Genomic DNA, 26,099 nt, shown 5'->3' with positions numbered 1-26,099 from the left:
AGGCATGCAGCGCTGCCGTCGCAGACACCCGAAAGACCCGGGGTCCGGCAACCGCCATGGCATGCCTGCTCCACCGGGCACCAGTCTGGGCGCGCGGTGCGCCCCGGCTGCCGTGGTGGAGGACGGTTATTGTCCCGCGGCCGGTACACGCCTGCCCGTGGTCCCTCGCAAACCAGGGCCTGGCACAGTGCCATCGCCGGCCCGGCGCGCACCCGCGCAGCGCGTATGCTTGGCAGCCATGCACCACATTGCCCTGCGCCCTGCTTTGTCCGCCCTGCTGCTGGCGGCCCTGACCACCCTGGCACCGGCCACCCGCGCCGCCGCATCCGAAGAGATCGGCGCCGTGGACACGGTGTTCAAGCTGATTGGCCCGGACCACAAGATCGTGGTCGACGCCTATGACGACCCCAAGGTGGGCGGCGTGACCTGCTATGTCTCGCGCGCCAAGACCGGCGGCATCAAGGGCGGGCTGGGCCTGGCCGAAGACCGCTCTGAAGCCTCCATCGTCTGCCAGGCCACCGGCCCCATCCAGATTCCCCAGCCGCTGCGCCAGCAGGAAGAAGTGTTCACCGAACGGACCTCGCTGCTGTTCAAGCGCCTGCGCGTGGTGCGCATGGTGGATGCCAAACGCAACACCCTGGTCTACATGACCTATTCCGACCGGGTGATCGAAGGCTCACCCCAGAACAGCGTCACCGCTGTGGCCGTGCCCGCAGGCACGCCGATTCCGCTCAAGAAGTAAGCACCACTGCGGCAGCGCACCGAAGCCGCTGCCGTGGACGCCTGCGCGAACCGGGATGCCCGAGGCCATTGCCACAGCTGCGTGTCGCATCCGTCAGGGCGGCATCCCCTGCGCGGCTCCCGCTCTCGCGTCAGGGGCGCAGCTTTTGCAGGCGCACATCCCCGTCGCCCGCATCGCCGGCCGGTGTCCACCCCAGATGCCAGTACACCGCAGCGGCCCTGCTGGCCGCATCCGTTTCCAGCCAGATGACCGGGTGGTGCCGGAACAGCGCGGTTTCTCCGGCCTGTATCAGCTGGCGTCCCCCCCCTTGCCCCTCATGCTCCGGCAGCACGAACACCGCGAACAGACATGCCTCGGGCAGATCGGCCATGGCAAAGCCCACCACCTCGCCATCGCGTTCGGCCACCCAGGCACACGGAGCCTCTGTGATCGCCGCATGGATGGAAGCGGGCGTGATGCCCAGCGCCGCCAGTTCGGTCACCGTGAGTGCATTCTCCCGGACCGAGGTCCGGACATGGAAGATGGCGTCGATATCGGTGGCAGCGGCCGGGCGAACACGAAACGGGGATGGAGCAGGCGAATTCAGCAGCATGCCCGCGATGGTAGGGGGATTTCCGCTCCCCGCCTGCAGCGCGTCAGCCGAAGACGGCGTTGCCCGCGTCCAGTGCCGGCGGCCGCAGCAAATCCTCGTTCACGCCCATGGCCTGGCTGGCGCGTTCCACGGCCTGCCACAGGGAGGCGGGCATCTGCAGAATGGCTTCGGGGGTGTCAGCAGCGTCAATCCAAGTACTGATCTGCAGGTGCTGTTCGTGGGTCAGCAGGTCCAGGTGCAGCATTTCGTCGATGGTTTTCATGGTGGCCTCCCTGGTGATGGCATCCGGCGCTGCGCAGCCCGCGCCGGGCTTGTGATTCCAATATAGGGCCAAAAGTGCCGGCCGCAAGCGAAGTGGCACGTTGGCGAAGCCGCTGCCACCCTGGCAGCCGCCCGGTCACTCAATCCGTGGAGGACGGCGCAATCGCCCGGCAGGCGTCCACAAACGCCTGCAGTGCCGGCGAACGCCGCTTGCCCGCCCGCTGCACCAGCGAGAAATAGCGCTGCATCTGCGGCAGCACGGTGGGCAGCACCACCAGTTCACCCACATCCACCAAAGGCTGCACCAGCACACGTGGCAGACAGCTGATGCCCAGCCCCTGGGCCACGCAGCGGGCAATGGCTTCGGAGCTGCCCAGGGTGGCGGCCGCATGCAGCTGGTGCAGGTGCGGCAGCAGCGCGTGCTCCACCATCTCGCGGGTGCCCGAGCCCGCCTCGCGCAGCAGCCAGCGGGCACTGCGCAGCGCGTCGGATGCCAGCGGCTGGCCGGCGGCCTGCCTTGCCAGCGGGTCGTGGGGTGCACTGACGATGACCAGCTCGTCGCGCAGCCAGGGCTGCACTTCCAGCCCCGGCCAGTGGCTGGCCCCTTCGATCAAGGCCAGATCCACCTCCAGCGCCAGCACGGCTTCGGCCACTTCGGCGGTGTTGGCAATCTGCAGGTCCACTGCCACCTGCGGGTGGCTGCGCGCCAACGCCGCCAGCACCGGCGGCAGCACATAGCTGCCGATGGTGGTGCTGGCCGCCAGCCGCAGCCGCACCGGCAGGCCACTGCCCTGCACGACAAACGCCTGCTCGATGCCGCGCGCCTGCTCCAGCAGCCCCAGCGCCTGGGGCAGCAGGGCGCGGCCGGCATCGTTGAGCACCAGCTGGCGCCCGACCCGCTCGAACAGCTGGCTGCCCAGCGCACGCTCCAGCTGCTGCAGCGCAGCGCTGGTGGCGGACTGGGACAGCGACACCGCCTGGGCCGCCGCCACGGTGCTGCCGGACTGGGCCACGGCACAGAAAATTTCCACCTGGCGCAGCGTCAGATGCAGCATGGGCGCTCTCCTTTTCGCGTGATCTGGCGCATGAATCTACCTGTTTCATCGATAGTCTTTACACAAACTATCGGTTATACAAATATAACCAAATTATCTAAAGTGCAGACCGTCGCCCACGCTCCAGGCCGGTCCTGGCACGCTTTTCACTCCCGTGGACGGCCGTGTCTACCATGTCCACTTCCACATTTCCCTTGTCCGTCTGGGCCCGTGCCGGCCAGCACCTGCAGCAGTGGCTGCCCGGTCTGCTGCTGTGTGGTGCCATCGCCGCCGCCTCCCTGTGGGCCGCCACGTTGCCGGCCCTGGCCGAGCGCGGCCTGAGCGCGCTGACCTTGGCCATCGTGCTGGGCCTGGTGCTGGGCAACACCGTCTACCCCCGCCTGGCCGCCTCCTGCGCCAGCGGCGTGGGCCTGTCCAAGGCGCGGCTGCTGCGCGTCGGCATCGTGCTGTATGGCCTGCGCTTGACCTTCCAGGACATGGGCCAGCTGGGCTGGGCAGGCATCGCCATCGACGCACTGGTGCTCTCCAGCACCTTTGTGCTGGCCCAATGGCTGGGCCGGCGCGTGTTCGGCCTGGATCCGCGCACCAGCCTGCTGGTGGGGGCCGGCAGCGCCATCTGCGGTGCGGCCGCCGTGCTGGCCACCGAACCAGTGGCCAAGGGCCGGGCGTCCGATGTGGCGGTGGCCGTGGCCACCGTGGTGGTGTTCGGCACCGTGGCCACCTTTCTCTACCCCGCACTGTTTCACTGGAATGCGGCGCATGGCTGGTTCGAGGTGAGCGCCCAGCAGTACGGCCTGTACGTGGGCTCCACCGTGCACGAAGTGGCCCAGGTGGTGGCCGCCGGCGAAGCCGTGGGCCGCGATGCGGCCGACATGGCGGTGATTGCCAAGATGGTGCGGGTGATGATGCTGGCCCCGTTTCTGCTGGTGCTGTCGTGGTGGCTGGCGCGCAGCGAGCGCCGCGCCAACCACCAGCCCGCGGACAGCGGCTCCGTCAAGGCCACCGCCCCGCACCGCCGCATCACCATCCCCTGGTTTGCACTGGGCTTTGTGCTGGTGGCCGGCATCCATTCCCTGGGCGTGCTGCCCGCTGCGCTGGTGCAGGCCGGTGTGCAGCTGGATACGCTGCTGCTGACCCTGGCCATGGCCGCCCTGGGCCTGACCACCCACATCGCGGCTGTGCGCGCGGCCGGCACCCGGCCGCTGCTGCTGGCACTGGTGTTGTTCGGCTGGCTGCTGGGGGCTGGCTGGCTGCTGAATCTGTGGCTGCCGCAGCTGCTCTGAGGGCCGACGCCGCTGCAGCGCCCCATCGCACGGGCCGTCCCTGCCGGTCTGCGCTCACCCAAGAACACCGAGGTCAGGCGCTTTCCTGCTGCTGGCCGTGGTGGCCGCGCAAGGCGGCCTCCAACTGGTCCAGCACTTCCACCCAGTGTGGCCCCCGGCGGCGCAGCCGCCACAGCACCGCGGCCTGCGAAGGGGTCCAGAACCGGGCATGCAGCATGTCCACCTCGGGGGGCATCGGGCGGTGCTGGCGGATGAAACGCAAGATGGCCAGCTCATCTGCCGCCAGACCGAGCTGCACGAACAGCGCTTGCAAGGTAGGGGCTTTGGAGGGCATGGAGGCTCCTTTCGCGGGCACACAGGTGCTTCTGCACCGCATCCTGCAATGCCCTCTCGGCCGCTGGCTGTAGGACAAGCCAGATGTTGCAACCGGCCGGGCCAGCCGGCTGCACGGCAGAAAGCAAAACGGCCACCTGCAGGTGGCCGTTTTGCAGCAGCAGCCCCGCCAGCGGGGCCGGTGCTCACACCATGGCAATCGAGACGGCCTTGGGAATCAGATAGGCTTCCAGCGCTTCCGTGCCGCCTTCGGAGCCATAGCCCGAATCCTTGATGCCGCCGAAAGGCATTTCCGCCGAGGCCACGGCCGGCTGGTTGATCCACAGCATGCCGGTTTCCACCTGCTGGCTGAGCTGGTGGGCCGACTTCAGCGAGCGGGTGAAGGCATAGGCCGCCAGGCCATAGGGCAGGCGGTTGGCTTCGGCAATGGCCTCATCCAGCTTCTCGAAGCTGCGCATGGCAACCACGGGGCCGAAGGGTTCGTTGTTGAACACATCGGCATCCAGCGGCACATTGCCCAGGATGGTGGGTGCATAGAAGTTGCCGGCATCGCCCAGGGCCTTGCCGCCCAGCAGCACATCCGCACCCTTGGCGTGGGCGTTTTCCACCAGCGCCTTCATGGCTGTCACGCGGCGGGGATTGGCCAGCGGGCCCATCTTGGAATCGGCTTCCAGGCCGTTGCCCACCTTGACGGACTCAAAGTACTTCACCACGCTTTCCGTGAATTGCTTTTGCAGGCTGCTGTGCACCAGGAAACGCGTGGGCGAAATGCAGACCTGGCCGGCGTTGCGCAACTTGGCAGCGCCAGCGGCTTTGACGGCCAGCTCCACATCGGCGTCTTCGGCAATGATGACCGGCGCGTGGCCACCCAGCTCCATGGTGCAGCGCTTCATGTGGGCGCCGGCCATGGCGGCCAGCTGCTTGCCCACGGCCGTCGAGCCGGTGAAGGTGACCTTGCGGATCACCGGATGGGGAATCAGGTAGCTGGAGATTTCATGCGGATCACCGTAGACCAGACCGACCACGCCCGCGGGCACGCCGGCGTCGACAAAGCATTTCAGCAGCGCGGCGGGCGCGGCAGGCGTTTCTTCCGGCGCCTTGCACAGAAAGGAACAGCCGGTGGCCAGGGCAGCGCTGATCTTGCGCACGATCTGGTTGACCGGGAAGTTCCAGGGCGTGAACGCCGCCACCGGGCCCACGGGCTCCTTGACGACCTGCTGCAGCACATCGCTGCGGCGGGCCGGCACGATGCGACCATACAGGCGCAGCGCCTCGTCGGCAAACCAGTCGATGATGCCCACACCGGCCAGCACCTCGCCCTTGGCTTCGGCCAGGGGCTTACCTTGCTCCTGCGTCAGCACGGCGGCAATGGCGTCGGCGCGCTCCTGCAGCAGCAGCGCGGCACGGCGCATGGTGGCCTGGCGCTCGTGGGCACTGGTGTTCTTCCAGACCTGGAAGCCTTTTTGCGCGGCGGCCAGTGCACGGTCCAGATCGGCAATACCGGCATGGGCCACATGGCCGATCACCGCTCCCGTGGCCGGGTTGTGCACAGCGATCTTCTTGCCGCTGGCGGCGTCGACCCATTGGCCGTCGATCAGGAGTTGGGTATCGGGGTAGGCATGCGACATGCGAAATCCATCCATGGCTGAGAGGGAGAGTCCCGGAGCGGTCGCTCCAGGGGCATTGGGAAAACAGGCGCTGTGGTGCACCGGCACAAAGGTTTTCAGTATCCAATGCCTGTGAAAACCTTGCTGCAAGTGCAGAAGCAGCTGCGTTTTTGATAGAAAGTGGCGGTGCGCCCTGGGCGCCCGTCAGCACCCATTCTAGAAAGCGGCGGACACCACACTCAATACATGGATGCACTGACCGCCGCATCCCCCGGGCGCTTGAAGCGCAGGGCCAGCGCATCGGCACTCTGGCGCAGCAGCAGCATGTCCATGCCCACGGCGACAAACAGCGCTCCCTTGTCCAGGCAGGCCTGGGCACGGTCGGGGTTCACCGCCAGAATGCCCGGCGCCTTGCCGCAGGCGCGGATGGTGGCCAGCGCCCGGTCGATCGTCGCCTCCATGTCCGGATGGCCCGCGTTGCCGGGGTAGCCCAGGCTGGCGGACAGATCGGCCGGACCGATGAACACGCCATCGATACCGTCCACGCTGGCAATGGCCTCCAGGTTGTCCAGCGCCTCGCCGGTTTCCACCTGCACCAGCAGGCAGATCTCGTCGGCGGCCTTGGCCACATAGTCGGCGTCACGGCCGAAGTTGGAGGCGCGCATCGATCCCCCCATGCCCCGCAGGCCCTGGGGCGCATAGCGCACGGCCTCCACCGCCGCGCGGGCTTCATCGGCGTTCTGCACAAAAGGCAGCAGCAGCGTCTGCGCGCCAATGTCCAGATAACGCTTGATCATCACCTTGTCGTTCCACGCCGGGCGCACCACGGCATGGCTGCAGCCCAGGCCCTCGCGCGGGCGGGCCGCCGCCACCGCCTGCAGCTGCTGCAGCATCTGCGGCACATCGGTGGGGGTGTGCTCGGTGTCCAGCAGCACCCAGTCAAAGCCCGCGCCGGCGATCAGTTCGCTGACATAGGGCGACGGCAGGGTGGACCACAGACCGATCTGGGCCTGGCCGGCTTGCAGGGCACGTTTGAAATGGTTGACAGGAGGCATGGTGGTGGAAGGGCAGAAAACTGCGCAGTGCTGGTATTTGCCGGAACATAGCAAAGCTGCACGGCCTCCACAGCCTGCGGCAGTCACCTGCGTGCCACCACCCTCCCCCCCAGGCAGGGCCTGCATCCGCAGGCGCAGGCTGGCGTGCACCCAGGATTCGGCGTTCTGGAGATCGGCAATGAGCTGGCGCATCTGCTGCGGCGTGCTGCGCTGGACCAGCAGCGCACTGCGGCCGCGCAGCCAGTCCAGCTCCCGCTGCAGTTCCTCGGGTGCAATACCGTCGCTGCGGGCCGTGAGCTCGCACAAGACCATCCAGCGCTCGAACGCCGCACGCAACGCGGCCTGCAAAACGGAAAGTGTGCGCACTGGGAGAGAGCCGTCCATACAGTGCACATTCTCAGCAATGCGGGCCATCCCGGGGCATGAGAAAAAGAGATACTCCCATTCCCATTTCGCAAGGATCAGCCGACCACCTCTGGGGCGCCGAGCGCCACCGCGTGGACCGTGCACAAAATGCAACCCGCATCTGTCGCCCCCTGCCAACACACGGCGGCACCGGCACCCGCGTGCCGTGCCGCCTGAAGAAATCCGCACTGCGGCGCGCCATGTCCAGCACCCGGAAGGCGAAGCTCAGCTCGCCGCAATCCCCGCCGCCCGGGTCAGCTGGCGGTAGGTGGGCCAGGTGCGGTCGATGAAGGCGCGCAGCGCAGCACCGGTCAGGGCCGGGTCTTCATCGGACAGGGTCTCGCGCACGCTCTTGATGCGCTCCGATTCGGTGTAGCTGCTGTGCACCAGCTGGGCCAGGCGGTCGACCAGAGCCTGGGGGGTACCGGCCTTGGCAAACAACATATTGCATTCGGGCAGGTTCTCGTAGGCCGCGCCACTGAAGCCGGCCTGCTTCCAGGTCGGCACACCCGGCAGCTTGGACGAGGGGTTGCCCATGGCAATCACCACCGGCCGCACGCTGCCCTGCTTGAGCCCGCCGCCAATGCCGGCCAGCGAACCGGCCCCCATGTCGATCTGGCCGCCATACAGGTCCATCAGCATGGCGCCGGTGCCCTTGTAGTTGACCACGTTGAACTGCGCCCCCGTGTCCTTGACCAGCTGGTCCAGCATCAGCTGCCAGCCCGACCCCACGGCGTAGTTGCCCACATTGACCGGTTTCTTCTTGGAATAGGCAATCACTTCCTGGATGGTCTTGGCCGGAAAGTCCTTGTGCACCACGCCCGGCACCGGCCCGACGCCGATGGCGGCAATCGGCACGATGTCCTTGTCCGGATCCACCGGCAGGCGCTTGAGCAGGGCCGGTGCCTGGGCCGGCTGGCTGTGCAGCGTCATCAGCAGCGTGTAGCCGTCGGCCGGGGCACGCACGATGGTGTCGGCAGCAATCATGCCCACGCCGCCGGGCTTGTTCTCGACCACCACCGGCACGCCCAGCTTGGTGGACAGATAGTCGGCCAGCGCCCGCGAAGTGGCATCGTTGGACGATCCCGGCGCCTGGGCCGCAATGATGCGGATGGGCTTGTCGGGCCAGCCCTGGGCACGCGCGGCCCCGGGCAGCAGGCCGGCACCCAGCAGGCCGGCACCGGCGGCCAGCCATTCGCGGCGGCGCCAGCCGGCAGAGGAGACGGAGGAAGAAGCAACTAACAGATCGGACATGGTGGACTCCGTCAAAACAGCGCGCCGTGTTTATCGTTGGCATACGGCGCACCGGGTTTGCATGCGTCCGGTCGGCAACAGCCAGACGGGACGGCCTCACTTTCGGTCTTCCACCGCCGGTGGGCGGTTGCTGCAGCGCGGGGCATGCGGCCCTTGTGGAGCCGGTGCACGGCACACGCCTTGCAGGGGGTATCAGGGAATCGGCTTCCTCCTTCAGAGATGCTGCGCCAGCGCGCGGACATCGGGCATCTGGTCCAGGCTGCGCACGGCGTCGTACAGCGCGGCGCCGTCGCACGGCAGGCCGCTGTAGGCCACGCAGTCCAGGAACTTGCTGCGCAGTGCTTCGGCACTGAGCGGGTGCATGGCATGGCCTTTGGGGAAACGGATCTCTCCGGTCTCCAGCCGCCGGCCGTCACGGGTGGTGATGCGCACGCTGTCGGCCACGGAAAAGGCCGGATCGACCGGGTCGCTGCGCTCGGTGGTGTGTACCTGCACCTTGGCCATCAGCGCCTGCATGTCGGTGCGCTGGGTGAAGGCATCGGTCAGCTGGGCCAGGCCCACATCACCGGCCACCAGGGCGCAGGCCACATCGAACTCGATGCTGAACTTGGCCTCCAGTCCGCTCACCGGGCGGTGGTTGCGCAGCATGCTGGCCTGGGCATTGCCAATGGTCACATCCACGCGCTGCACGTCCTGGGGCTGCAGCCCATGGGCGGCCTTGAGTTGCAGCACGCCGTCGATCACGCGGTGGCCCGAGTAGCACACCGGATAGCACTTGATCGACAGCCCCCAGCTCAGCAGCCGGGGGACACCGCCGATGGTGGCCGGGCGCTGCAGATCGCATTCGCCGGTGGGCGACAGCGCGGCCAGAAAGCCGGCATGGTGCTCGAACACATCGGTTGCGGCCGTCATTCCCAGCTGTGCCAGCCGCACGGCATCGATCGCGGCCGCCGCCGCACGGCCCGCATGCCAGGGTTTGGCCATGGTGCCGAAATTGGCCACCAGCCCTGCCGCCGAACTGGCCGCCAGCGACAGCGCCTGCGCCACCTGGCCTTCGGTCAGTGCCTCCCGGTTCAGGTAGGCCACGCCGGCCGCCGCACCCACCACACCGAACACGCCGGTAGGGTGCCAGCCCTTGAGGTGGTACTGCCCGCTTTCGCGGCTGAACAGCTCGGCCCAGACCTCGTAGCCCACCACATAGGCACGCAGCAGTTCGGCGCCGCTGGCGCCCAGGCGGTGCGCCTCGGCCCACAGCGTGGGCACCAGCACCGTGCTGGGGTGGGCTGACATGGCCACATCGTCATAGTCCAGCGCATGGCCGGCCACGGCATTCACCAGGGCCGCCTGGGCGGTGCCCAGCAGTTGCTGCAGCGACGGTGCCGGCGCCTCGGCAGGGCCGGTGCCGCTGGCCGCCAGATGGGCACGCACGATGCGCACCACCGGCTCGTTCTGGCCCGCCAGCAGCGTGGCCAGCGTGTCCAGCGTGCCGGTCAGTGCCAAGGCACAGGCCGCCACCTCCTGGCCGCCAAAGTGCGGCGCCCGCACATAGCGCGCCAGCGCCTGCGTCAGCGGCAAGGGGTTCTTCGGGCGGGCGGGCGGCGCCGCCACCGGGGTCAATTCAGCTATCGGCATCGTGTTGCTCCTTGGCGCTGCGCGCCCTCAGCCCGCACCGGAACCGGGACCGCCCCTGCCGGGGCAATGTGATCGACGGATACTGTGCAGCAGCCCAGAGGAAACGTCATCTCCATTCCTCAGTACGACCGGGGCATGCCCAGGATGTGCTCACCCACATAGGACAGGATCAGGTTGGAGGAGATCGGCGCCACCTGGTAGAGCCGGGTTTCGCGCCATTTGCGCTCCACGTTGTATTCGGTGGCAAAGCCAAAGCCGCCATGGCTTTGCAGACAGGCTTCGGCCGCGTGCCAGGAGGCTTCGGAGGCCAGCAGCTTGCCCATGTTGGCATCTTCGCCGCAGGGCAGGCCGGCCGCAAACCGGGCACAGGCACGGCGCAGCACCAGATCGGCGGCCTGCATTTCGGCATAGGCCTTGGCGATGGGAAACTGCACCCCCTGGTTCTGGCCGATGGGCCGGTCGAACACCCGGCGCTCGCTGACGTACTGCACCGCCGTGTCGGTGAACCAGCGCGCATCGCCAATGCATTCGGCGCCCACCAGAATGCGCTCGGCGTTCATGCCGTCCAGAATGTATTTCAGCCCCTTGCCTTCCTCGCCGATCAGGCTGCTGGCCGGAATGCGCATATTGTCGAAAAAGATCTCGGTGGTGTTGTGGTTCACCATGGCCGGCAGCTTGCGGATCTCCAGCCCCTTGCCCTTGAGCTCGCGCATGTCCACCAGAAAGACCGACAGACCGTCGCTCTTGCGGACGCACTCCTCCAGCGGCGTGGTGCGCGCCAGCAGCAGCATCAGGTCGGAGTACAGCGCCCGCGAGGTCCAGACCTTCTGGCCGTTGACCACATAGCTGTCGCCCTCGCGCACGGCACGGGTCTTGAGCTTGGTGGTGTCCGATCCGGTGGTGGGTTCGGTCACGCCAAACGCCTGCAGGCGCAGCGTGCCGGCGGCAATCTGCGGCAGGTACAGGTCTTTTTGCGCCTGCGATCCGTGGCGCAGCACCGTGCCCATGGTGTACATCTGGGCGTGGCAGGCGCCGGCATTGCAGCCGCTGGCATGGATTTCCTCCAGGATCACGGCCGCCGCGCGCAGCGGCATGCCGCTGCCGCCGTACTCCTCGGGGATCAGCGCCCCCAGAAAACCGGCATCGGTCAGCGCCTGGACAAATTCCGACGGGTAAGCACCGGTCTCCTCCAGCGTGCGCCAGTAGGCGCCCGGAAAGTCGGCACAGACGCGGCGTACGCTGTCGCGGATGTCGGCATAGTCGGTACCGGCCTCGATGTGGACCACGGCAGATTCGGTCATGGCTGTCCTCGCACTGTCAATTGGCTGTTCAAACACGGGCTCCCGGGGGCGTCACTGCCCCGTGAAAACGGGGGGACGCTTCTCGTTGAAGGCACGCACGCCTTCCATGCGGTCCTGGGTGCCCACCAGGTGGTTGTAGGCTTCCACCTCGAAACGGTATGCCGTGCGCAGCTCCATCTGGCCGCCATAGCGCACCGATTTCTTGATCTGCCGTACCGACAGCGGCGCGTTGCCGGCAATCACCGCCGCCGTCTCGTGCGCCCGTTCCAGCACTTCGCCCATGGGGTAGACGCTGTTGGCCACGCCCCACTCCAGCGCCTGCGTGGCGGACAGCGGCTTGCCGGTCAGCAGCAGCTCCTTGGCCCGGCGTTCGCCCACGGCACGGGGCAGGTTCTGCGTGCCACCGGCGCCCGGCATGATGCCCAGCGTCACCTCAGGCAGGGCAAAGCGCGCCACCTCGCTGGCATAGACAAAGTCGCAGCACAGCGCCATTTCCATGCCGCCGCCATAGGCGTGGCCGTTGACGGCGGCCACCACCGGCAGCGGCAGGTCGGTCAGCGTCCAGTACATGCGCTCGAACAATTCGTGCTGCAGCTGCCACTGGCGCTGCGTCATGCCGTTGCGCTCCTTCAGATCGCCTCCGGCACAGAAAATCCGCCCCCCGGCACCGGTCAGCACCACGCAACGCACCGGGCCGGCATCCTCGGTCAGCGCGCTCCACAGCTGCAGCAGTTCGCGCCCCATCTGGGTGTTGAGGGCATTGCCCGCATCGGGGCGGTTCAGCGTCACCTGCAGCACGTGCGGGCCCACGAGCGCCACATCCAGCGTCTCGTAGGCGGTGTTCACCACATCCATCCATGGCTCCTGTGTCATGCCAGCTCCGGAAAAAGCAGCTGCTGGGTATGGGCGCCCAGCGCCGGCGGCGCACTGCGCACGCGCGGGCGCTGGCCGTCCAGACTCAGCGGCAGCGCCACAAAGCGCATGCCCGTACCGGGCACGGGATGCACCAGGTCCAGCGCCTGGGTCTGGGCGTGCTCCAGCATCTGGCCCACGGTGTTGACCGGGGCACAAGGGACGCCGGCGGCTTCCAGCGCCTCCACCCAGTGGGCGGTGGGCCGGGCTGCCACCAGCGGGTCGATCAGGCGGTACAGCGCCTCCTGGTGCGCCACGCGCTGCGGGTTGTCGATGAAGCGGGCCTGCGTGGCCCATTCCGGGTGGCCCAGCACGCCGCACAGGCGCTGGAACAGCGCATCGCTGCCGGCAGAGATCACCACCTCCCCATCCCGGGTGGCATAGGCCTTGTAGGGCGCAATGCCGGGCGCTCCCGAGCCCTGCTTTTGCACCTGCTGGCCGCTGGCCATGACCTGGCCGGCCAGCAGCGATACCCAGGTGGCGGCGGTCTCGAACAGCGAAACATCCACCGTCTCGCCCTCCCCCGTCTGGTGGCGGCGGTGCAGCGCGGCCAGGATGCCGATGGCCCCCCACATGCCCGTGCCCATGTCGACGATGGACGGTGCCACACGCACCGAAGCCCGGCCCGGCTCGCCGGTGGTGCTCATGATGCCGCCGAAGGCCTGCATCAGCGGGTCGTAGCCCGGGCGGTCCTTGAGCGGACCCACCGCACCGAAGGCTCCCAGATTGCAGTAGATCAGCGACGGCTTGTCTGCCCGCAGCGTGGCCGCATCCAGGCCCAGCTGCTGCACATGGCCGGGGCGCAGGTTCTGGATGACCACATCCGCGCGCTCGGCGATCAGACGGCGCAACGCCGCCACCTCCTGCGCATCGCGCAGATTGCAGACCACCGACTGCTTGTTGCGGTTCAGCGCCTGGAAATAGGCGCCCTCGCCTTCCCAGAAAGGCGGGCCCCAGCGGCGTGCATCGTCACCTTCGGCTTTTTCCACCTTGATGACCTCGGCGCCCATTTCGGCCAGGATCAGTCCGGTGAAAGGTGCTGCCACGCTGTGACCCAGTTCCACCACCACCAGCCCCTGAAATGGCTGGGCGGGTGGCGGGGAGGACTGGAGAGGGGGGAGAGACATGGCCGGGCACTTTCAAATCCGATGCATGAAAATGTAATGTACGTACATTTAAAACAATGTACGGACAAACCCGCTTTGACATGGCTTAACCTGTCCGCAGGATTGCGTTCTCTGCGACACTGCATCCCGCATGCCCCGAACCGCCACGCCCTCTTCGCACACCGCCACCCGCACGGCCAAACGCCCTGTGGCTGCCGATGGCCCGCTCTACCAGCAGCTCTACCAGCAGCTGTGCGCCGCCATCCAGAACGGGCAGTACCCCGTGCACAGCAGCTTCCCCACGGAAGTCCAGCTCTGCGCCCAGTACGGCGTCAGCCGCCACACGGTGCGTGAAGCCACGCGCCGCATGGTGGAGGAAGGTCTGATCAGCAAGCAGCCCGGCGCCGGCAGCGTGGTGCGGGCCACCCAGCCGGTGGTGCCGTATGTGCTGACCTCGGAAAGCACCTTCCAGGATGCGATGACCTATGGCGACAGCACGCGTCTGGAAGTGCTGGCCAGCCAGCGCAAGGAGGCCGATGCCGCCCTGGCCGCCATCCTGCACTGCCCCCAGCGATCGGTGTGGATGGAACTGACCGCCATGCGCCACCCCACGGGACAGGTCAGTCCCATGTCGTACTCACAGATCTACCTGCGTCCGGCCTTCGCGGAAATCATTGCCCACCTGCATGGCGACCACCCCAGCATCTACACGCTGCTGAAGACGCTGTGCGGCGTGGAGGCCGACAGCATCCGCCAACGCATCGAAGCCGACCTGATGCCCGATCCCGCGCTGCACCTGCTGCGCCTGCCCGCCGGCAGCCCGGCCCTGCATGTGGTGCGGGCCTATTACGACACCCAGGACCAGTTGCTGGCCGCCTCGGTCAACTGGTACATCCCTGCGCGCTTCCGCATGGAAACCACCTGGCGCCGCGAAGACGGCGGTGCCCCGGTGGCACATTCCATCACCGCGCGCTGAGGCGCGCTGCACGGCAGATCAGGCCACCCGCTTGGCCCCGGCCACACAGGCTATCACGGCCACGGTCACCGCCAGCATGGCCGGGCTCACCGCCTCGCCCAGCAGCCAGGCTGCCAGCGCCAACCCCAGCAAGGGCTGCAACAGCTGCAACTGCCCCACGGCCGCAATGCCGCCCTGCGCCAGCCCGCGGTACCAGAAGACAAAGCCCAGCCACATGCTGAACAGTGCCACATAGGCCAGCCCCCACCAGGCCGGGGCGCGCACAGCGCCCAGGTCAGCGGGCCACAGCCACAGGGTGAGCGGCAGCATCACCGGCAGCGACAGCACCAGCGCCCAGCTGATCACCTGCCAGCCGCCCAGGCTGCGCGAGAGCTTGGCCCCTTCCGCATACCCCAGGCCACAGACCGCCACGGCCAGCAGCATCAGCCCGTCGCCCACCAACGATGTCTCCCCCCCTTGCTGCCAAGCGGCCCACAGCGCGAACCCCAGCACCAGGGCCGCCCCCAGCAGCGACAGCGCCCAGAACGCCGGCCGCAGGCGCTCGCCGCCGCGCCACACCCCGCACACCGCCGTACACAGCGGCAGCAGTGCCACCAGCACAATCGAGTGCGCCGCCGGCACATGCTGCAGCGCCAGCGCCGTCAGCAGCGGAAAGCCCAGCACCACGCCCACGGCCACCACGGCCAACGACACCATCTGGGAGCGCGCAGGCCGCGGTTGCCGGCACCACAGCAGCACCGCCAGTGCCAACACCCCGGCAATGCTGGCACGCGCCACCGTCAGCCACACCGGCGGCAGATCCAACACCGCCAGCCGTGTGGCTGGCAGCGAGCCGCTGAAGATCACCACCCCGATCAGGCCGTTGAGCCAGCCTTGGGAACTGTGGACAGGGGTGGACGTCGAAGCGGCTTGGGCGGAGGGAGTCATGGCAGTGGAACGCGGTGCAACAGGAACAAGGCCGCCATGCTAGGCACACAACCCAATACAATCAAAAAATTGTCATGCATACAAAGCCGTTGCGATGGCTGCAATTGCTGCGCTGATCCGCCCCATGGCCACCCCTTCCCTTGCCCGCACCTCCCGCTACCAGACCGTGGTGGACCGCCTGGCCGCCGCCATCCGCAGCGGCCAGCTGCCGGCCGGCACGCGCCTGCCCACGCACCGCCAGCTCGCGGCCCGCGAAGGCCTGGCCCTGGTCACGGCCAGCCGCGTCTATGCCGAGCTGAGCGCCATGGGCCTGGTCAGTGGCGAAACCGGGCGTGGCACCTTCGTCAAGGAAACCGCACTGCCGCCGGGCCACGGCATCGACATTCCGCCCGCTGCGCTGGGCAGTGTGGACCTGAGCTTCAACGTGCCGACCTTGCCCAGCCAGGCCGAGCTGCTGCGCACCGCGCTGCGCCAGCTGGCCCTGACCGGCGACCTGGAAGCCCTGCTGCGCTACCAGCCCCATGGCGGCCGCCCCCGCGACCGCGCCGCCGTGGCCCAGCACCTGCGTGCACGCGGCCTGCAGGTCAGCGGTGAGCAGGTGGTGCTGGTGGACGGCGCCCAGCACGGCCTGACCGTGGCGCTGATGGCGCGGCTTGCGCCCGGCGACGTGGTGGCCGTGGACGCACTCACCTACCCCGGCTTCAAGCTGCTGGCGCAGCAGCTGCACCTGGAGCTGCTGCCCATTCCCGCCACACCGCAGGGACCCGACCTGGCCGCGCTGCAGCAGCTGTGCCGCCAGCGCAGCGTGCGTGCGGTCTACACCATGCCCACGCTGCACAACCCGCTGGGCTGGGTGCTGCCTCTTGCGCAGCGGCTGCAGCTGGTGGAGCTGGCGCGTGCGCACGACCTGACGCTGATCGAAGACGGCGCCTATGCCTACCTGGCCGACCCGGCCCCGCCGCCGCTGGCCGCACTGGCGCCGGAGCGCACGGTGTATGTGTCCGGTTTTTCCAAGAATGTGGCGGCCGGTCTGCGGGTGGGCTTTGCCGCCGCGCCGCTGGACTGGGTGCCCGCGCTGGAGCGTGCCATCCGCGCCACCACCTGGAACACCCCGGGCGTGATGGCCGCCATCGCCTGCGGCTGGCTGGAAGACGGCACCGTCACCCGGCTGGAAACGCACAAACGCGAAGACGCCGCGCTGCGCCAACAACTGGCAGCCCGCGTGCTGGGCACGCTGCTGCCCGGTCTGTCCCGGGTCCACCACCCGCAGTCCTACTTTCTGTGGCTGCCCTTGCCGCCCGAAGTGCGTGCCGACCAGATTGCGGCGGCCCTGCTGCAGCAAGGGATTGCCGTCTCTACCGCCGAGCCGTTCGCCACCACCGCCCAGGTGCCGCACGCCCTGCGCCTGGCGCTGGGATCGGTGCCGCTGGACGTGCTGGAGCCAGCGCTGCGCCAGGTGGGACAGGCCATCGCGGACGCCAGCTACTGAGCCCCGCCCTGGCCCCCGTGCTCCACGGCGTCCGAGACCTGGTCCGACGCAAAGCGCAGCCGGTTGCCGTCCGGATCGGTCAGCAGAAATTCCCAGCTTCCCCAGGGCGTGGCCTCCAGCGGATTGGTGGGCCAGATGCCCCGCGCCTCGAACGCTGCCAGCGTCGCGCGCGCATCGGGCACCACAAAGTAGACGGCACCGCCCACCTCGCAGTCGCCACGGTGCTGGGTCAGAAAGATCAGCTGCCGGCCCGCACCGCTGTCGCGGGACAGCTGGACAAACAGCGGGTAGCCGGGTTCAAAGCGGTGCTCCCAGTCCACGGCAAAACCCAGCCCGTCCACATAGAACTGCAGGCTGCGCACCGCGTCGGTCATGCGCAGCTGGGGAATCACGGTCTGGGTCGGCATGGTCATGCAATCACTCCTGCAGGGACAACGGTAGGTGGGCGCACAGCGCACCCGGAACGGGCTTGCCGGCACACCATGTGCAGCCATCGTAGCGGCTTGCATGCGGGCGGGGACGCAGATGTGACCCAGCGCCCCACGCCGCTCACTCCGGCCGCAGCGGCTCGCGCAGTCGCCGGTCCTGCCGGCAGGCGGCCAGCGGTCTGGCCCGGGCCGACAGAATGCGCTCCACCTTCTGGCTGCGGGCGTCGGCCACCACGCGCAGACAGGCACAGCCGTAGCCGTAATAGCCATTGGTGCGCACCCATTGCGCGTCGGTGAAGCTGGGCCAGTCCCCTTCGGCCTGCAGGCCGCCTTGTGAACCCACGGTCCAGCTGCCGTCGCGGTCGTTCAACCAGGCATTGGACGGTGTGGGGTTTTCCCACCAGCCGCAGCGCAACTGGGAAGCCGGGGCTGCGCCCGCCGTCCCGGCCTGCACCGGGAGGCCCCACGCCCCCCACAGGCTGGCGCACAGCGCCAGCACTGCGGCGCGGCGCCAGTCAATACCGCGCCGCATAACCGCTCTCCTGCACGCGGCGGGCCACGGCACGCCCCCAGGCTCCATCCACCGCCGACCCCAGCGCAATGCCCACCCCATAAGCCACCAGATCCAGCGGATCAAAGCCATTGCCCAGCACCAGATACGCCAGCTTGTTGGCGCGCAGCGCCTGTATCCAGGGGGCCTGGTAGAGCTGCAGAAACTCAATGCCAAACGCGATGGCCAGCGACCATGCCACCAGCCGGGTGCGCGGCATGGCCGGCCGTACCCAGGCCACACACAGCAACACCACCCAGGCCCAGAGTGCATCGCCGGGGTAGTTGCCCAGCGCCGCCGGAAACGGCACCAGGCCGCGCCGGGAGGCCAGGCCCAGGGCGATGACCAGCAAGGCCAGCAGCACCAGGACCAGGCGGTTTCGCCTGGGCATCGAAAAAGATCCCACCACAGGTATCACGTCCACCACCTTTTGTTCATTTTTCTGTGCACCAGGGCGCTGTCGACCAAACTGCCCAGCCTCCCGCCACCGTCGGCACGCACCGCCCTCACAGCAACACCAACCCGGGCGGCAGGCTGTCCCCCAGGCTGCGTTTCTGGTCTTCGGCGTCCATCTGCACCACCTGCTCCACCATGGCCACCCAGCGCGGGGGCGCACCGCTGGCCTGCATTTTTTCCAGCACCTGGGTGCGCACTCCATCCGGCAGATCGCGTGCGCGATCGCCCGTCATCCGGGCCATTTGCACCGCGGCAAACATCGCGGTGTCGTTCTTGCGCCAGTCCTGGGCCAGGGTGGCGTTCAGAAACTCCTGCGCCGCTTCGAGCGGCATCACCAGGTGCGCATTGGCGGCCAGCGGTTGGCGCGCGGCCAGGCGGCCAATGGCCCACCAGGTCTGCACGGATTCACCCTCGCGCTGGAGCCGCTGCAGCATCCACTGGCCCATTTCCTGGCGGTACTGCCAGGGCACGGCCTCCATAGCCGCAAACAGGCGCAGCATGTCGTCATAGCTGCCATGGCTGCTTTTGCCACCGCTGCGTGCCGTCTGCTGCACGGCTTTCTGCATGTGGCCGGCCACGTCTTCCAGCAGCGCCAGTTGCTGCGCGGCATCCAGGCCCGCGGCCACGCGCCGCCAGAACACCCACCATTCGGTCCAGTTGGCGGCCTCCTTGGCATGGGCCAGCCCCTGGGCATACAAGGCCCAGACCTGCGCCATGCGCCAGCCGTCCAGTTGCGCCCCCACACCGGGGCGCAGGCACCAGCCGGACAGATTCAGCCACACGCGTTCATGCTCGGGCGTGCGGCGGCGGCGCTTGGCCCGCGCCAACAGTGCGTCGAACAGCGTGCGCAGCGTTGCCACCTCCCAGCCCTCGCGCGGGCCGAGCAGCTTTTCCAGCGACTGGCGCAGTTGGCGCACCTCCTTGGGCCCCACTTCCTGGGCCTGGTTGCCAAAGATGCGTTCGATCTGGGCTGCGGCCTGGGGCAGGTGCTGCGCCGTTCTGTCCCCTTCCTGCGGGTTCTCAGAGCCTTCTGCCGGCACGGGCGCCGCGCCGGCATCCACGGCCTGGCCGCCAGCGCGCACATGGAAGGGCAGCAGCCAGGACCGGGTGGCATCCACCACCGCCACGCAGCGCACCTCCAGCGTGCCGACCTCGCTCATGCAGGCCTGCAGCTGCACCTCGATCTGCGCGGTGCTGTGGCCCTCCGGTGCCGGCAGCACGGTGGCGATGGGCGGCAATTCCACCCAGCCTTCGCCGTGCAGCGCTGCCAGCTGTCCGGCCTGCGCCGGCAGGTTGCCGCTGTGCGCCACCAGGCTGAAGCGCACGGCCTGGCCCAGCTTGAGCGCAAAGCGCCGGCCCGACAGCACCATGCGCACGCCTTCTTCCGTGCCGCGCGGTAACAGGCACAGGCCTTGCGGGGCTGCGCCCTTTTTGCCCGGCAGCACCAGCCAGTAGCTGCGCGCCGCGCCACCGCCGATCACCGGCAGGGCCGCGGCCGCAGGCTTGCGGGTGGTGGTCGTTTCCGGAGCGCTTTCAGTATGTTCTGGAGGGGGCACAGAGAGGGCGTCGTATGCCGCATGTTCCTGCTGCGCGCGCGCCAGGCCGTGGGCTGCGGCGCCACGCGCCACGGCCCAGTCCGGGTGGGGGTTGTGCAGCACCCGCACGGGGCTGCCGCGCCAGGCGGACAGCTGCTGCGTGAGCCGCTCCACCATCGCATGCGCATGGAACACGCCCCCGTTCAGCAGCACGGTGTCGGGCCAGGCGCCACCGGCATGCTGGGCCAGGAACGCCGCCAGATGCCGTGTGATGGCCGCATCCGCCGGATACGGCAGGCCAAACCCTCGCAGCGCACCCTGGCGCTTGCCCGGCTGGTCGGTGGTCTGTGCAGGCGGCCAGAACCCATCCACCACCCACTGCTGCACCTGCGCACGGGTCACCGTGGCGGATTGCGTGGCCGCCAGCAGGCGGCTGCCGCCCCCCAGCAGGGTGATGCGGGCATGTTCCGGGGCATCGGCGGCCAGCAATTGCTCCTTGGCCATGCGGCAACGCTGCACCAGCTGGGCAAAACGCTGCGCAGGCAGGCGCTGGCCGGCGTCCGCAAACTGCGGCTCCAGCTGGTGGGCCAGTGCCAGATCCATGTTGTCGCCGCCCAGCATCAAATGCTCGCCCACGGCAGTGCGGGTCAAGGTGGGCAGGCTGCCATCCGCGGCGCCGGCAGCAGGGTCCACACGGATCAAGGTCAGATCGGTGGTGCCGCCGCCCACGTCCACCACCAGCACCAGGCGGCTGTCCGCCAGCTGCTGCGCCCATTGCGCGCCTTGCAGCACCAGCCAGTCGTGGAACGCGGCCTTGGGCTCTTCCAGCAACTGCACGCCGGGCAGACCGGCCTGCGCTGCCGCCTCCAGCGTCAGCGCACGCGCGCCTTCGTCAAACGATGCCGGCACCGTCAGCACCACGATCTGGTCCTGCAGCGGCGCGGCGGGATGGGCCTGGTCCCAGGCCGCTTTCACATGGGCCAAGTAGGACGCAGAGGCCGCCAGCGGCGAAACCTTGGCCACATCTTCTGCAGCCCCCCAGGGCAGGATGGCTGCCGTACGGTCCACGCCGGCGTGGGAGAGCCAGCTTTTGGCACTGGCCACCAGGCGGCCGGGGACCGATGCCCCCAGGTCCTCCGCCCAGCGGCCGATGACGGCGGGGGCATCGGCCGACGCCCCCTGCGGTGGCCAGGGCTGCTGCCAGGCCTCGCCCAGCTCACCCGGCGCAGCCTGGTAGCGCACCGAGGGCAGCAGGGGCAGCAGCGCCACCTCGCCCGCCGTGCTGCGCTGGGGAATGTGCAGCAGTGCAATCTCGGCCGCCGCGCCGCGCACGGGCACGCTGGCCACCACGGTGTGGCTGGTGCCCAGGTCGATGCCAACGACAAAGGCCGCAGACGCGGAAGGCCGGGTCACGCCGCGTGCCTTCAGGACGGCAGGGCCGCGCAGTCGCTGCAGCGGCCATAGAGCGTGATTTCGTGGCCTTCCACCACAAAGCCTGCCGGGGCCAGCCCCGCCAGATTGCCGGGACAGGCGTGCACATCGAACACCCGCTGGCACTGCTTGCACTGAAAGTGGTGGTGGTGGCCGTGGTGGGCCACCTCGTACATGGGGCTGCGCCCGGGCAGGTGCACCTCGCGCAGCACGCCCTCTTCCGCCATGGCCTTGAGGGCGCGGTACACCGTGGCAATGCCCAGGCCCGGCAGTGTGGCCTGGGCCAGTTCCAGCACATCCGGCGGTGCCAGCGGCCGGTCGGCCTGCGTCATGGCCTGCTGGATGGCGGTGCGCTGCTTGGTGGATCGTTGCATGGAAGACGTCATGGCGGGGGCTGCTTCAAGGAAGCGGTATTGTGCCGCCGCCGGCACCGCCGACGCCGGCCTACAGGTACTTGAGCCATGCCAGGTCGCGCCGGCGCTGCTTGAGCGCAGCAAACCAGCGCACTGCAGGGTACAGTGCCACGGCCAGCACGGCGGCCAGCACCCACAGCCACAGCAGGTGGTCCAGGCCGAACAACTGCCCCTGGTTGGTCCCCCAGACGGCCACGGCCGCCAGGTACATGAACTTCAGCACATACAGGTGCAGCACGTAGAAGAACATGGGCGCCGCGCCCAGCGTGGCCAGCGGCTGCAGCCAGGGGCGGCCGGTCCGCGCCTCGAATGCGTGCAACAGCAGCAACCCGACCCCCAGCGTCAGCAGCAGGAACAGCAGCGACGGCGGGTACTTGGTCACATTGAACCAGGACATGAGCGTGTGCAGCGTGCTGGCACCGGCCTGCCAGGGCGCATCGCCATACACATTCAGCGTGCGCAGCACCCCAAAGCCCAGCAGACAGGCCGCGCCCGCCACCAGCAGGCGGCGCTGGCGTTGTGCCGCCTCGCAGGCCCTGCCAAACCAGGGGCCGATGCCATAGCCCAGGGCGATCACGCCGATCCAGGGCAGCACCGGGTAGGAGGTGCGCAGCTGCACCCCGGCCAGTTCCAGCCAGCCCCGGTCATGCAGGATGGCCCAGGGCGCGTGCAGCAGATGGCCGGCGGGGAAATGCAGGCCGTCGAGCAGGTTGTGCCCGGCCACCAGCACCGCCCCCAGCAGCAGCAAGGCCTGGCGCGGCAGCCACACCAGCACCGACAGCGCCAGCATGGACAGGCCGATGGCCCAGATCACCTGCAGGAACACCTTGGCCGGGGGAAACTGGAAGGTCCAGGCAAAGTTGACCACCGTCACCTCCAGCAGCACCAGGAACAGGCCCCGCCGCCACAGAAAGCCCGAAGCCGCCGCCCGCGCCTGCCCGGCATCGGCGTGGCGGCTGGCGTACAGATAGGCGCCCAGCCCGGTCAGAAACACAAACACCGGGGCGCACAGATGGGCCAGCATGCGCGGGAAGAACAGGCCCGGCGGCGTATCGGCCACCACCATCGGATCCGGCACCTGCAGATGCAGATAGAAGGTCTCGCGGACATGGTCCAGCAGCATGAACAGCATGACCAGTCCCCGCAGGGCGTCAATCGATTGCAGCCGGCCGGCACCGGGCAGCGCCAGGGGCGCAGAAGCGGAAAAGGTTTTCACAGTCTATTGATAAAGATTTATCAATATCATACCGAGACCGGTTCCGCATGCCGTGGCATGCAAGGCCAGGCCCCTGCTGGCAGGCAGGGCATTGGCGCCGCCATCCATCCACAAAAAAAGCCCGCAGACCCATAGGCCAGCGGGCTTTTTCACCAGGGACCGCCACTTCAGGCGGCAGCGTCGGCGGCGGTCTCCGCACGCACGTCGAACTCCACCTTCCAGCGTTCGGTTCCGCCCACCGGCACGGCATTCAGCTCCAGCGTGCCGATATCCGTCACGCGCGCCTGCAAGGTCACCGGCACGACCTCGCCGGCCACACGGCCTGCTGCCGGCAGGTTCAACTCGATCTCCTGCAGCTCCACCAGTTCCTCCGGCCCCCAGAAGTCCAGCATGGTGCCCACGGTATCGGCACGGCGCACGCTGGAGCCAAAGAAGCGCAGGCGCACGGGCTCGCCCACGACCAGACCGAACTCCTCGTCAGGCAGCGCCACTTCCGAGCCCTCTTCCATACCGAACGGCACCAGGCACAGTGCGGACAGCGGCGGCTCCATGCCGGGGATGGCGAGCATGTTCGACTCCACACCCACGTAATACGACTGGGCCGTGCCGCCGCGGATGCGCACGCCGCGGCCGCTGGTGGCGATATGGCCGTAGTAGGCCGCGCCGCGTGCCACGGCCAGGTCCAGGTTGGCACCGTCCAGCAGGCGGACGGGCGGGCAGGCTTCATCGTCCAGCCAGCCGTTGATGACCTCGACAATGCGCTGCTCGATCTGCCCGGCCTTGAGCACGCCCCCGTTGAACAGGATGGCCGTGGGGTGCAGGAAGGTGGAACCGTCCACCTGGTCGCCGTCCAGGCCGTCGATGTCGGCCAGGGCGTTGACCTGGCGGGTCAGGAACGCAGCCAGATGGCGTGTGACCGCCGCATCCTGGGCATAGGGCAGGCCCAGCTGGGTGAGCGCGCCCCGGGCGCGGGTCTTGGGCTTGTCGCTGACGGCCACCTGGGGGAAGAAGCCTTCGACCAGCATGGCCAGCACTTCGTCGCGCGTGACTTCGGTGCGGATGCTGCCGCCGATGAGCTTGCTGCCCCGGCTGGGCACCACCAACGGCACGGACTGCAGCGCCGCATCGGCCAGCAGTTGCTCCTTGGCACTGCGGCAGCCATGGGCCAGCGCGCGGGTCTGCCAGGCATCCAGCTGCTTGCCTTCCTGTGCCAGCTTGCGCGCCACACCATAGGCCAGGGCCAGGTCCATGTTGTCGCCGCCCAGCAGAATGTGCTCGCCCACGGCAATCCGTTGCAGCTCCAGAGTGCCCTCGCGCTCCAGCACGGCGATCAGCGAGAGGTCAGTGGTGCCGCCTCCCACGTCCACCACCAGAATGATGTCGCCATGCCGGACCTGCTTGCGCCACTGGCCGCCGCTGGCCTGGATCCAGCTGTACAGCGCCGCCTGGGGCTCCTCCAGCAGGGTCAGCCGGTCAAAGCCGGCGGCCTTGCATGCCTCGGCCGTCAGCTCGCGCGCTGCGGGATCGAACGATGCGGGAATGGTGACGGTGATGTCCTGCTCGGCAAACGGGGCCTCGGGATGGGCCTGCTCCCAGGCCCAGCGCAGGTGCTCCAGGTAGCGGATGGACGCGGTCAGCGGCGAAATGCGGCTGACTTCCTCGGGCGCATCGGGCGGCAGAATGCCTGCGCGGCGGTCCACGCCGGGGTGGCACAGCCAGCTCTTGGCGCTGCTGACCAGCCGGATGGGCGTGGCCGCACCGCGGCTGCGGGCGAACTCGCCGGTGATGAAGTCCTGCGCGGCCGCGCCGGGCAGGCGGCGCTCGGCCTCGGTCAGCTCGCTCTCGTGCGGCAGGTACAGAAAGGACGGCAGCAGCGGCTTGGCTTCCACGCTGGCGGGCGCCGTCAGCTGGGGAATCTCCAGCACGCCCTGCACCACGGTTTCACCGTCGCTGGCCGTCTTGTTCACATAGGACAGCGCGCAGTGCGTGGTGCCCAGGTCAATGCCAATGCTGTAGCGGGCGGCCGCAGCGGACGGGACAGGGGTTGTGGTCGTGGCGGGCGCGGCAGCAACAGCAGAGCCGGAAGCAGACACTGCGGGCTGGGCCGCACCGGATGCGGCAATGGAGGCAAACACAGTCATGGTTTACAGCTCCACTTCGGCCTGCGCCAGCACCTTGGCCGCCTGGCTGTCGGTCAGCTGGGGCAGCTTCACCTCGGTGACCTGCCAGCCACGGTGGCCCAGGGTACCGGTGAACGGCGCCTGCCCGACCACATTGCCGGTCAGGCGCACGGCGGCCGCGTCAAAGCCGGCCTGCAGGGTGATGCGAGTCCCTTCGGCTTCGCTGCGCACCGGGGCAATCGCGAAATGCTCGCGCAGCACCTTGCGGCAGCCTTCGTGCACCACGCGGGCGGCGGCACCGATTTCCGCATCGGTGTAGGGCGCCACGTCTTCCTGGATGAAGTCGACAAACCGGGCTTCCCGCTGCATCAGGCCCAGCAGTTGCAGGGCGGCAGCGTGGTTGGGCACTTCAATGGTCTTCTCAACCAGTTTTTCCACCAGCTTTTCGACAGGCACTTCCACCCGCTTTTCGACCGTCTTTTCAACGATCTTCTCCACAGGCACTTCCACACGGACTTCCACCACCTTCTCGACCGGCACTTCAACGCGCACTTCCGTGGGCTGGACGTCGGCGGCCAGGGCTTCGCCGGCGCGCACGCGGCGCACATCGGCCGCCAGGCGGCCGTCGCCCAGAATGGCAAAGAAGCTGCCGATCGCAATCGCGATTCGGCTGAAGAAGGAAGGGGGTTGGTTGGATGGCATGGCAGGGTGCGCAGTCGCGCGCAATAGGGGCCGGCTGCAGCGGACAACCACCGGCACCCAAGGCCGGAAGGAAACTGCAACCCGCAAAAACAGGGAACGCGGTGGCATGCCGCGCACACACACCGGGCGGTGCGGTTGTTACAAACAACGGCCACCCCAGCGGCGCGCGCGCCCGCAAGGGCCGTGATGTTACCCAAAGCAGGCAATACCTGTCAGGGTGCAGGTATCGCCCAAACGGTCATCTGGCAGGCCGACTTGTAACAGCGATACCGCAGCGCCCCGTGCCGAAAAAGCAGGCAAGGCATAATTTGCAGCAAT

At 68.4% G+C, this 26,099-nt stretch carries 24 protein-coding genes; 4 read left to right on the top strand and 20 right to left on the bottom strand.

Going from position 1 to position 26,099, the window contains the following annotated elements; all coding sequences use genetic code 11:
- Positions 1-238 precede the first annotated feature (238 nt).
- Complete coding sequence (locus QM470_RS13335; protein WP_272972053.1) at positions 239-742, top strand: CreA family protein; 504 nt, start codon at positions 239-241, stop codon at positions 740-742.
- 130 nt (positions 743-872) lie between these two features.
- On the opposite strand, the gene QM470_RS13330 is transcribed toward QM470_RS13335, so the two are convergent.
- The 3 genes from QM470_RS13330 to QM470_RS13320 all read right to left on the bottom strand — a co-directional run bounded on the left by QM470_RS13330 (position 873) and on the right by QM470_RS13320 (position 2,650).
- A complete protein-coding gene (locus tag QM470_RS13330; RefSeq protein WP_283339607.1) occupies positions 873-1,334 on the bottom strand; it encodes a GNAT family N-acetyltransferase in 462 nt (153 codons plus the stop codon).
- A gap of 43 nt (positions 1,335-1,377) precedes the next feature.
- Complete coding sequence (locus QM470_RS13325) at positions 1,378-1,596, bottom strand: hypothetical protein (RefSeq protein ID WP_066540824.1); 219 nt, start codon at positions 1,594-1,596, stop codon at positions 1,378-1,380.
- A gap of 139 nt (positions 1,597-1,735) precedes the next feature.
- Positions 1,736-2,650, bottom strand: a complete 915-nt coding sequence (locus QM470_RS13320) for a LysR family transcriptional regulator (protein ID WP_283339606.1) — start codon at positions 2,648-2,650, stop codon at positions 1,736-1,738.
- 173 nt (positions 2,651-2,823) lie between these two features.
- Between QM470_RS13320 and QM470_RS13315 the strand changes: the two genes are divergently transcribed.
- On the top strand, positions 2,824-3,933 hold the full coding sequence (locus QM470_RS13315) for a YeiH family protein (protein ID WP_283339605.1): 1,110 nt from the start codon (positions 2,824-2,826) through the stop codon (positions 3,931-3,933).
- A gap of 73 nt (positions 3,934-4,006) precedes the next feature.
- Here the strand turns inward: QM470_RS13315 and QM470_RS13310 are convergent, their stop codons facing one another.
- The 8 genes from QM470_RS13310 to QM470_RS13275 form a co-directional block, all read right to left on the bottom strand.
- The gene (locus QM470_RS13310; protein WP_280012564.1) at positions 4,007-4,267 is read right to left on the bottom strand and encodes a DUF2789 family protein; all 261 of its coding nucleotides are present in this window, start codon (positions 4,265-4,267) and stop codon (positions 4,007-4,009) included.
- A gap of 184 nt (positions 4,268-4,451) precedes the next feature.
- A complete protein-coding gene (locus QM470_RS13305; protein ID WP_279999005.1) occupies positions 4,452-5,894 on the bottom strand; it encodes an NAD-dependent succinate-semialdehyde dehydrogenase in 1,443 nt (480 codons plus the stop codon).
- Positions 5,895-6,112: 218 nt separating this feature from the next.
- Positions 6,113-6,928 (bottom strand): HpcH/HpaI aldolase family protein, encoded by an 816-nt coding sequence (locus tag QM470_RS13300; protein WP_283339770.1) that lies wholly within the window; start codon positions 6,926-6,928, stop codon positions 6,113-6,115.
- A 630-nt stretch (positions 6,929-7,558) separates the two neighbouring features.
- A complete protein-coding gene (locus tag QM470_RS13295; protein WP_280012561.1) occupies positions 7,559-8,587 on the bottom strand; it encodes a Bug family tripartite tricarboxylate transporter substrate binding protein in 1,029 nt (342 codons plus the stop codon).
- Positions 8,588-8,800: 213 nt separating this feature from the next.
- Complete coding sequence (locus QM470_RS13290) at positions 8,801-10,219, bottom strand: MmgE/PrpD family protein (protein WP_283339604.1); 1,419 nt, start codon at positions 10,217-10,219, stop codon at positions 8,801-8,803.
- A 119-nt stretch (positions 10,220-10,338) separates the two neighbouring features.
- Entirely contained in the window at positions 10,339-11,520 is a 1,182-nt protein-coding gene (locus tag QM470_RS13285) for an acyl-CoA dehydrogenase family protein (protein ID WP_283339603.1), read from the bottom strand.
- Positions 11,521-11,571: 51 nt separating this feature from the next.
- Complete coding sequence (locus tag QM470_RS13280; RefSeq protein ID WP_280012557.1) at positions 11,572-12,393, bottom strand: enoyl-CoA hydratase/isomerase family protein; 822 nt, start codon at positions 12,391-12,393, stop codon at positions 11,572-11,574.
- A complete protein-coding gene (locus tag QM470_RS13275; RefSeq protein ID WP_283339602.1) occupies positions 12,390-13,559 on the bottom strand; it encodes a CaiB/BaiF CoA transferase family protein in 1,170 nt (389 codons plus the stop codon). Before QM470_RS13275 ends, QM470_RS13280 begins: the two co-directional genes overlap by 4 nt.
- A 130-nt stretch (positions 13,560-13,689) precedes the next feature.
- Between QM470_RS13275 and QM470_RS13270 the strand changes: the two genes are divergently transcribed.
- Positions 13,690-14,514, top strand: coding sequence for a GntR family transcriptional regulator (locus tag QM470_RS13270; protein ID WP_066540183.1), 825 nt, complete (start codon positions 13,690-13,692; stop codon positions 14,512-14,514).
- Positions 14,515-14,532: 18 nt separating this feature from the next.
- On the opposite strand, the gene QM470_RS13265 is transcribed toward QM470_RS13270, so the two are convergent.
- Positions 14,533-15,441 carry a DMT family transporter gene (locus QM470_RS13265; protein WP_283339601.1) on the bottom strand — a complete coding sequence of 303 codons (909 nt, stop codon included), beginning with the start codon at positions 15,439-15,441 and terminating at the stop codon, positions 14,533-14,535.
- Between the two features lie 94 nt (positions 15,442-15,535).
- Between QM470_RS13265 and QM470_RS13260 the strand changes: the two genes are divergently transcribed.
- Positions 15,536-16,930: an aminotransferase-like domain-containing protein gene (locus QM470_RS13260; RefSeq protein ID WP_283339600.1), complete on the top strand. Its 1,395-nt coding sequence runs from the start codon at positions 15,536-15,538 to the stop codon at positions 16,928-16,930.
- Here QM470_RS13260 and QM470_RS13255 read toward each other — a convergent pair.
- The 8 genes from QM470_RS13255 to QM470_RS13220 all read right to left on the bottom strand — a co-directional run bounded on the left by QM470_RS13255 (position 16,924) and on the right by QM470_RS13220 (position 25,781).
- Entirely contained in the window at positions 16,924-17,343 is a 420-nt protein-coding gene (locus QM470_RS13255; protein WP_283339598.1) for a bleomycin resistance protein, read from the bottom strand. The two genes, QM470_RS13260 and QM470_RS13255, sit on opposite strands and share 7 nt — an antisense overlap.
- A 136-nt stretch (positions 17,344-17,479) precedes the next feature.
- Positions 17,480-17,890 carry a DUF4087 domain-containing protein gene (locus tag QM470_RS13250; protein WP_283339597.1) on the bottom strand — a complete coding sequence of 137 codons (411 nt, stop codon included), beginning with the start codon at positions 17,888-17,890 and terminating at the stop codon, positions 17,480-17,482.
- The gene (locus QM470_RS13245) at positions 17,874-18,299 is read right to left on the bottom strand and encodes a ribosomal maturation YjgA family protein (RefSeq protein ID WP_283339596.1); all 426 of its coding nucleotides are present in this window, start codon (positions 18,297-18,299) and stop codon (positions 17,874-17,876) included. Before QM470_RS13245 ends, QM470_RS13250 begins: the two co-directional genes overlap by 17 nt.
- 115 nt (positions 18,300-18,414) lie before the next feature.
- Entirely contained in the window at positions 18,415-21,312 is a 2,898-nt protein-coding gene (locus tag QM470_RS13240) for an Hsp70 family protein (RefSeq protein WP_283339595.1), read from the bottom strand.
- A gap of 11 nt (positions 21,313-21,323) precedes the next feature.
- Positions 21,324-21,704 (bottom strand): Fur family transcriptional regulator, encoded by a 381-nt coding sequence (locus QM470_RS13235; protein ID WP_283339594.1) that lies wholly within the window; start codon positions 21,702-21,704, stop codon positions 21,324-21,326.
- A 70-nt stretch (positions 21,705-21,774) separates the two neighbouring features.
- Positions 21,775-22,959 carry an acetyltransferase domain-containing protein gene (locus QM470_RS13230; protein WP_283339593.1) on the bottom strand — a complete coding sequence of 395 codons (1,185 nt, stop codon included), beginning with the start codon at positions 22,957-22,959 and terminating at the stop codon, positions 21,775-21,777.
- 167 nt (positions 22,960-23,126) lie between these two features.
- Positions 23,127-25,100, bottom strand: coding sequence for an Hsp70 family protein (locus QM470_RS13225; RefSeq protein WP_283339592.1), 1,974 nt, complete (start codon positions 25,098-25,100; stop codon positions 23,127-23,129).
- A gap of 3 nt (positions 25,101-25,103) precedes the next feature.
- The gene (locus QM470_RS13220) at positions 25,104-25,781 is read right to left on the bottom strand and encodes a DUF2760 domain-containing protein (protein ID WP_283339591.1); all 678 of its coding nucleotides are present in this window, start codon (positions 25,779-25,781) and stop codon (positions 25,104-25,106) included.
- Positions 25,782-26,099 lie beyond the last annotated feature (318 nt).

This window comes from Comamonas sp. 17RB (assembly GCF_030056555.1).
GTDB lineage: Bacteria > Pseudomonadota > Gammaproteobacteria > Burkholderiales > Burkholderiaceae_C > Comamonas > Comamonas terrigena.
This window is presented reverse-complemented; position numbering and strand designations above follow the sequence as displayed.

What these genes read in the sequence shown, in the direction of transcription:
- QM470_RS13270 (WP_066540183.1), top strand. Translation starts at nt 13,690, where the DNA reads ATGCCCCGAACCGCCACGCCCTCTTCGCACACCGCCACCCGCACGGCC.
- QM470_RS13300 (WP_283339770.1), bottom strand. Translation starts at nt 6,928, where the DNA reads ATGCCTCCTGTCAACCATTTCAAACGTGCCCTGCAAGCCGGCCAGGCC.
- QM470_RS13325 (WP_066540824.1), bottom strand. Translation starts at nt 1,596, where the DNA reads ATGAAAACCATCGACGAAATGCTGCACCTGGACCTGCTGACCCACGAA.
- QM470_RS13265 (WP_283339601.1), bottom strand. Translation starts at nt 15,441, where the DNA reads ATGACTCCCTCCGCCCAAGCCGCTTCGACGTCCACCCCTGTCCACAGT.
- QM470_RS13235 (WP_283339594.1), bottom strand. Translation starts at nt 21,704, where the DNA reads ATGCAACGATCCACCAAGCAGCGCACCGCCATCCAGCAGGCCATGACG.
- QM470_RS13250 (WP_283339597.1), bottom strand. Translation starts at nt 17,890, where the DNA reads ATGCGGCGCGGTATTGACTGGCGCCGCGCCGCAGTGCTGGCGCTGTGC.
- QM470_RS13290 (WP_283339604.1), bottom strand. Translation starts at nt 10,219, where the DNA reads ATGCCGATAGCTGAATTGACCCCGGTGGCGGCGCCGCCCGCCCGCCCG.
- QM470_RS13220 (WP_283339591.1), bottom strand. Translation starts at nt 25,781, where the DNA reads ATGCCATCCAACCAACCCCCTTCCTTCTTCAGCCGAATCGCGATTGCG.
- QM470_RS13225 (WP_283339592.1), bottom strand. Translation starts at nt 25,100, where the DNA reads ATGACTGTGTTTGCCTCCATTGCCGCATCCGGTGCGGCCCAGCCCGCA.
- QM470_RS13285 (WP_283339603.1), bottom strand. Translation starts at nt 11,520, where the DNA reads ATGACCGAATCTGCCGTGGTCCACATCGAGGCCGGTACCGACTATGCC.
- QM470_RS13335 (WP_272972053.1), top strand. Translation starts at nt 239, where the DNA reads ATGCACCACATTGCCCTGCGCCCTGCTTTGTCCGCCCTGCTGCTGGCG.
- QM470_RS13280 (WP_280012557.1), bottom strand. Translation starts at nt 12,393, where the DNA reads ATGACACAGGAGCCATGGATGGATGTGGTGAACACCGCCTACGAGACG.
- QM470_RS13330 (WP_283339607.1), bottom strand. Translation starts at nt 1,334, where the DNA reads ATGCTGCTGAATTCGCCTGCTCCATCCCCGTTTCGTGTTCGCCCGGCC.
- QM470_RS13295 (WP_280012561.1), bottom strand. Translation starts at nt 8,587, where the DNA reads ATGTCCGATCTGTTAGTTGCTTCTTCCTCCGTCTCCTCTGCCGGCTGG.
- QM470_RS13245 (WP_283339596.1), bottom strand. Translation starts at nt 18,299, where the DNA reads ATGCCCAGGCGAAACCGCCTGGTCCTGGTGCTGCTGGCCTTGCTGGTC.
- QM470_RS13315 (WP_283339605.1), top strand. Translation starts at nt 2,824, where the DNA reads ATGTCCACTTCCACATTTCCCTTGTCCGTCTGGGCCCGTGCCGGCCAG.
- QM470_RS13320 (WP_283339606.1), bottom strand. Translation starts at nt 2,650, where the DNA reads ATGCTGCATCTGACGCTGCGCCAGGTGGAAATTTTCTGTGCCGTGGCC.
- QM470_RS13255 (WP_283339598.1), bottom strand. Translation starts at nt 17,343, where the DNA reads ATGACCATGCCGACCCAGACCGTGATTCCCCAGCTGCGCATGACCGAC.
- QM470_RS13260 (WP_283339600.1), top strand. Translation starts at nt 15,536, where the DNA reads ATGGCTGCAATTGCTGCGCTGATCCGCCCCATGGCCACCCCTTCCCTT.
- QM470_RS13275 (WP_283339602.1), bottom strand. Translation starts at nt 13,559, where the DNA reads ATGTCTCTCCCCCCTCTCCAGTCCTCCCCGCCACCCGCCCAGCCATTT.
- QM470_RS13310 (WP_280012564.1), bottom strand. Translation starts at nt 4,267, where the DNA reads ATGCCCTCCAAAGCCCCTACCTTGCAAGCGCTGTTCGTGCAGCTCGGT.
- QM470_RS13305 (WP_279999005.1), bottom strand. Translation starts at nt 5,894, where the DNA reads ATGTCGCATGCCTACCCCGATACCCAACTCCTGATCGACGGCCAATGG.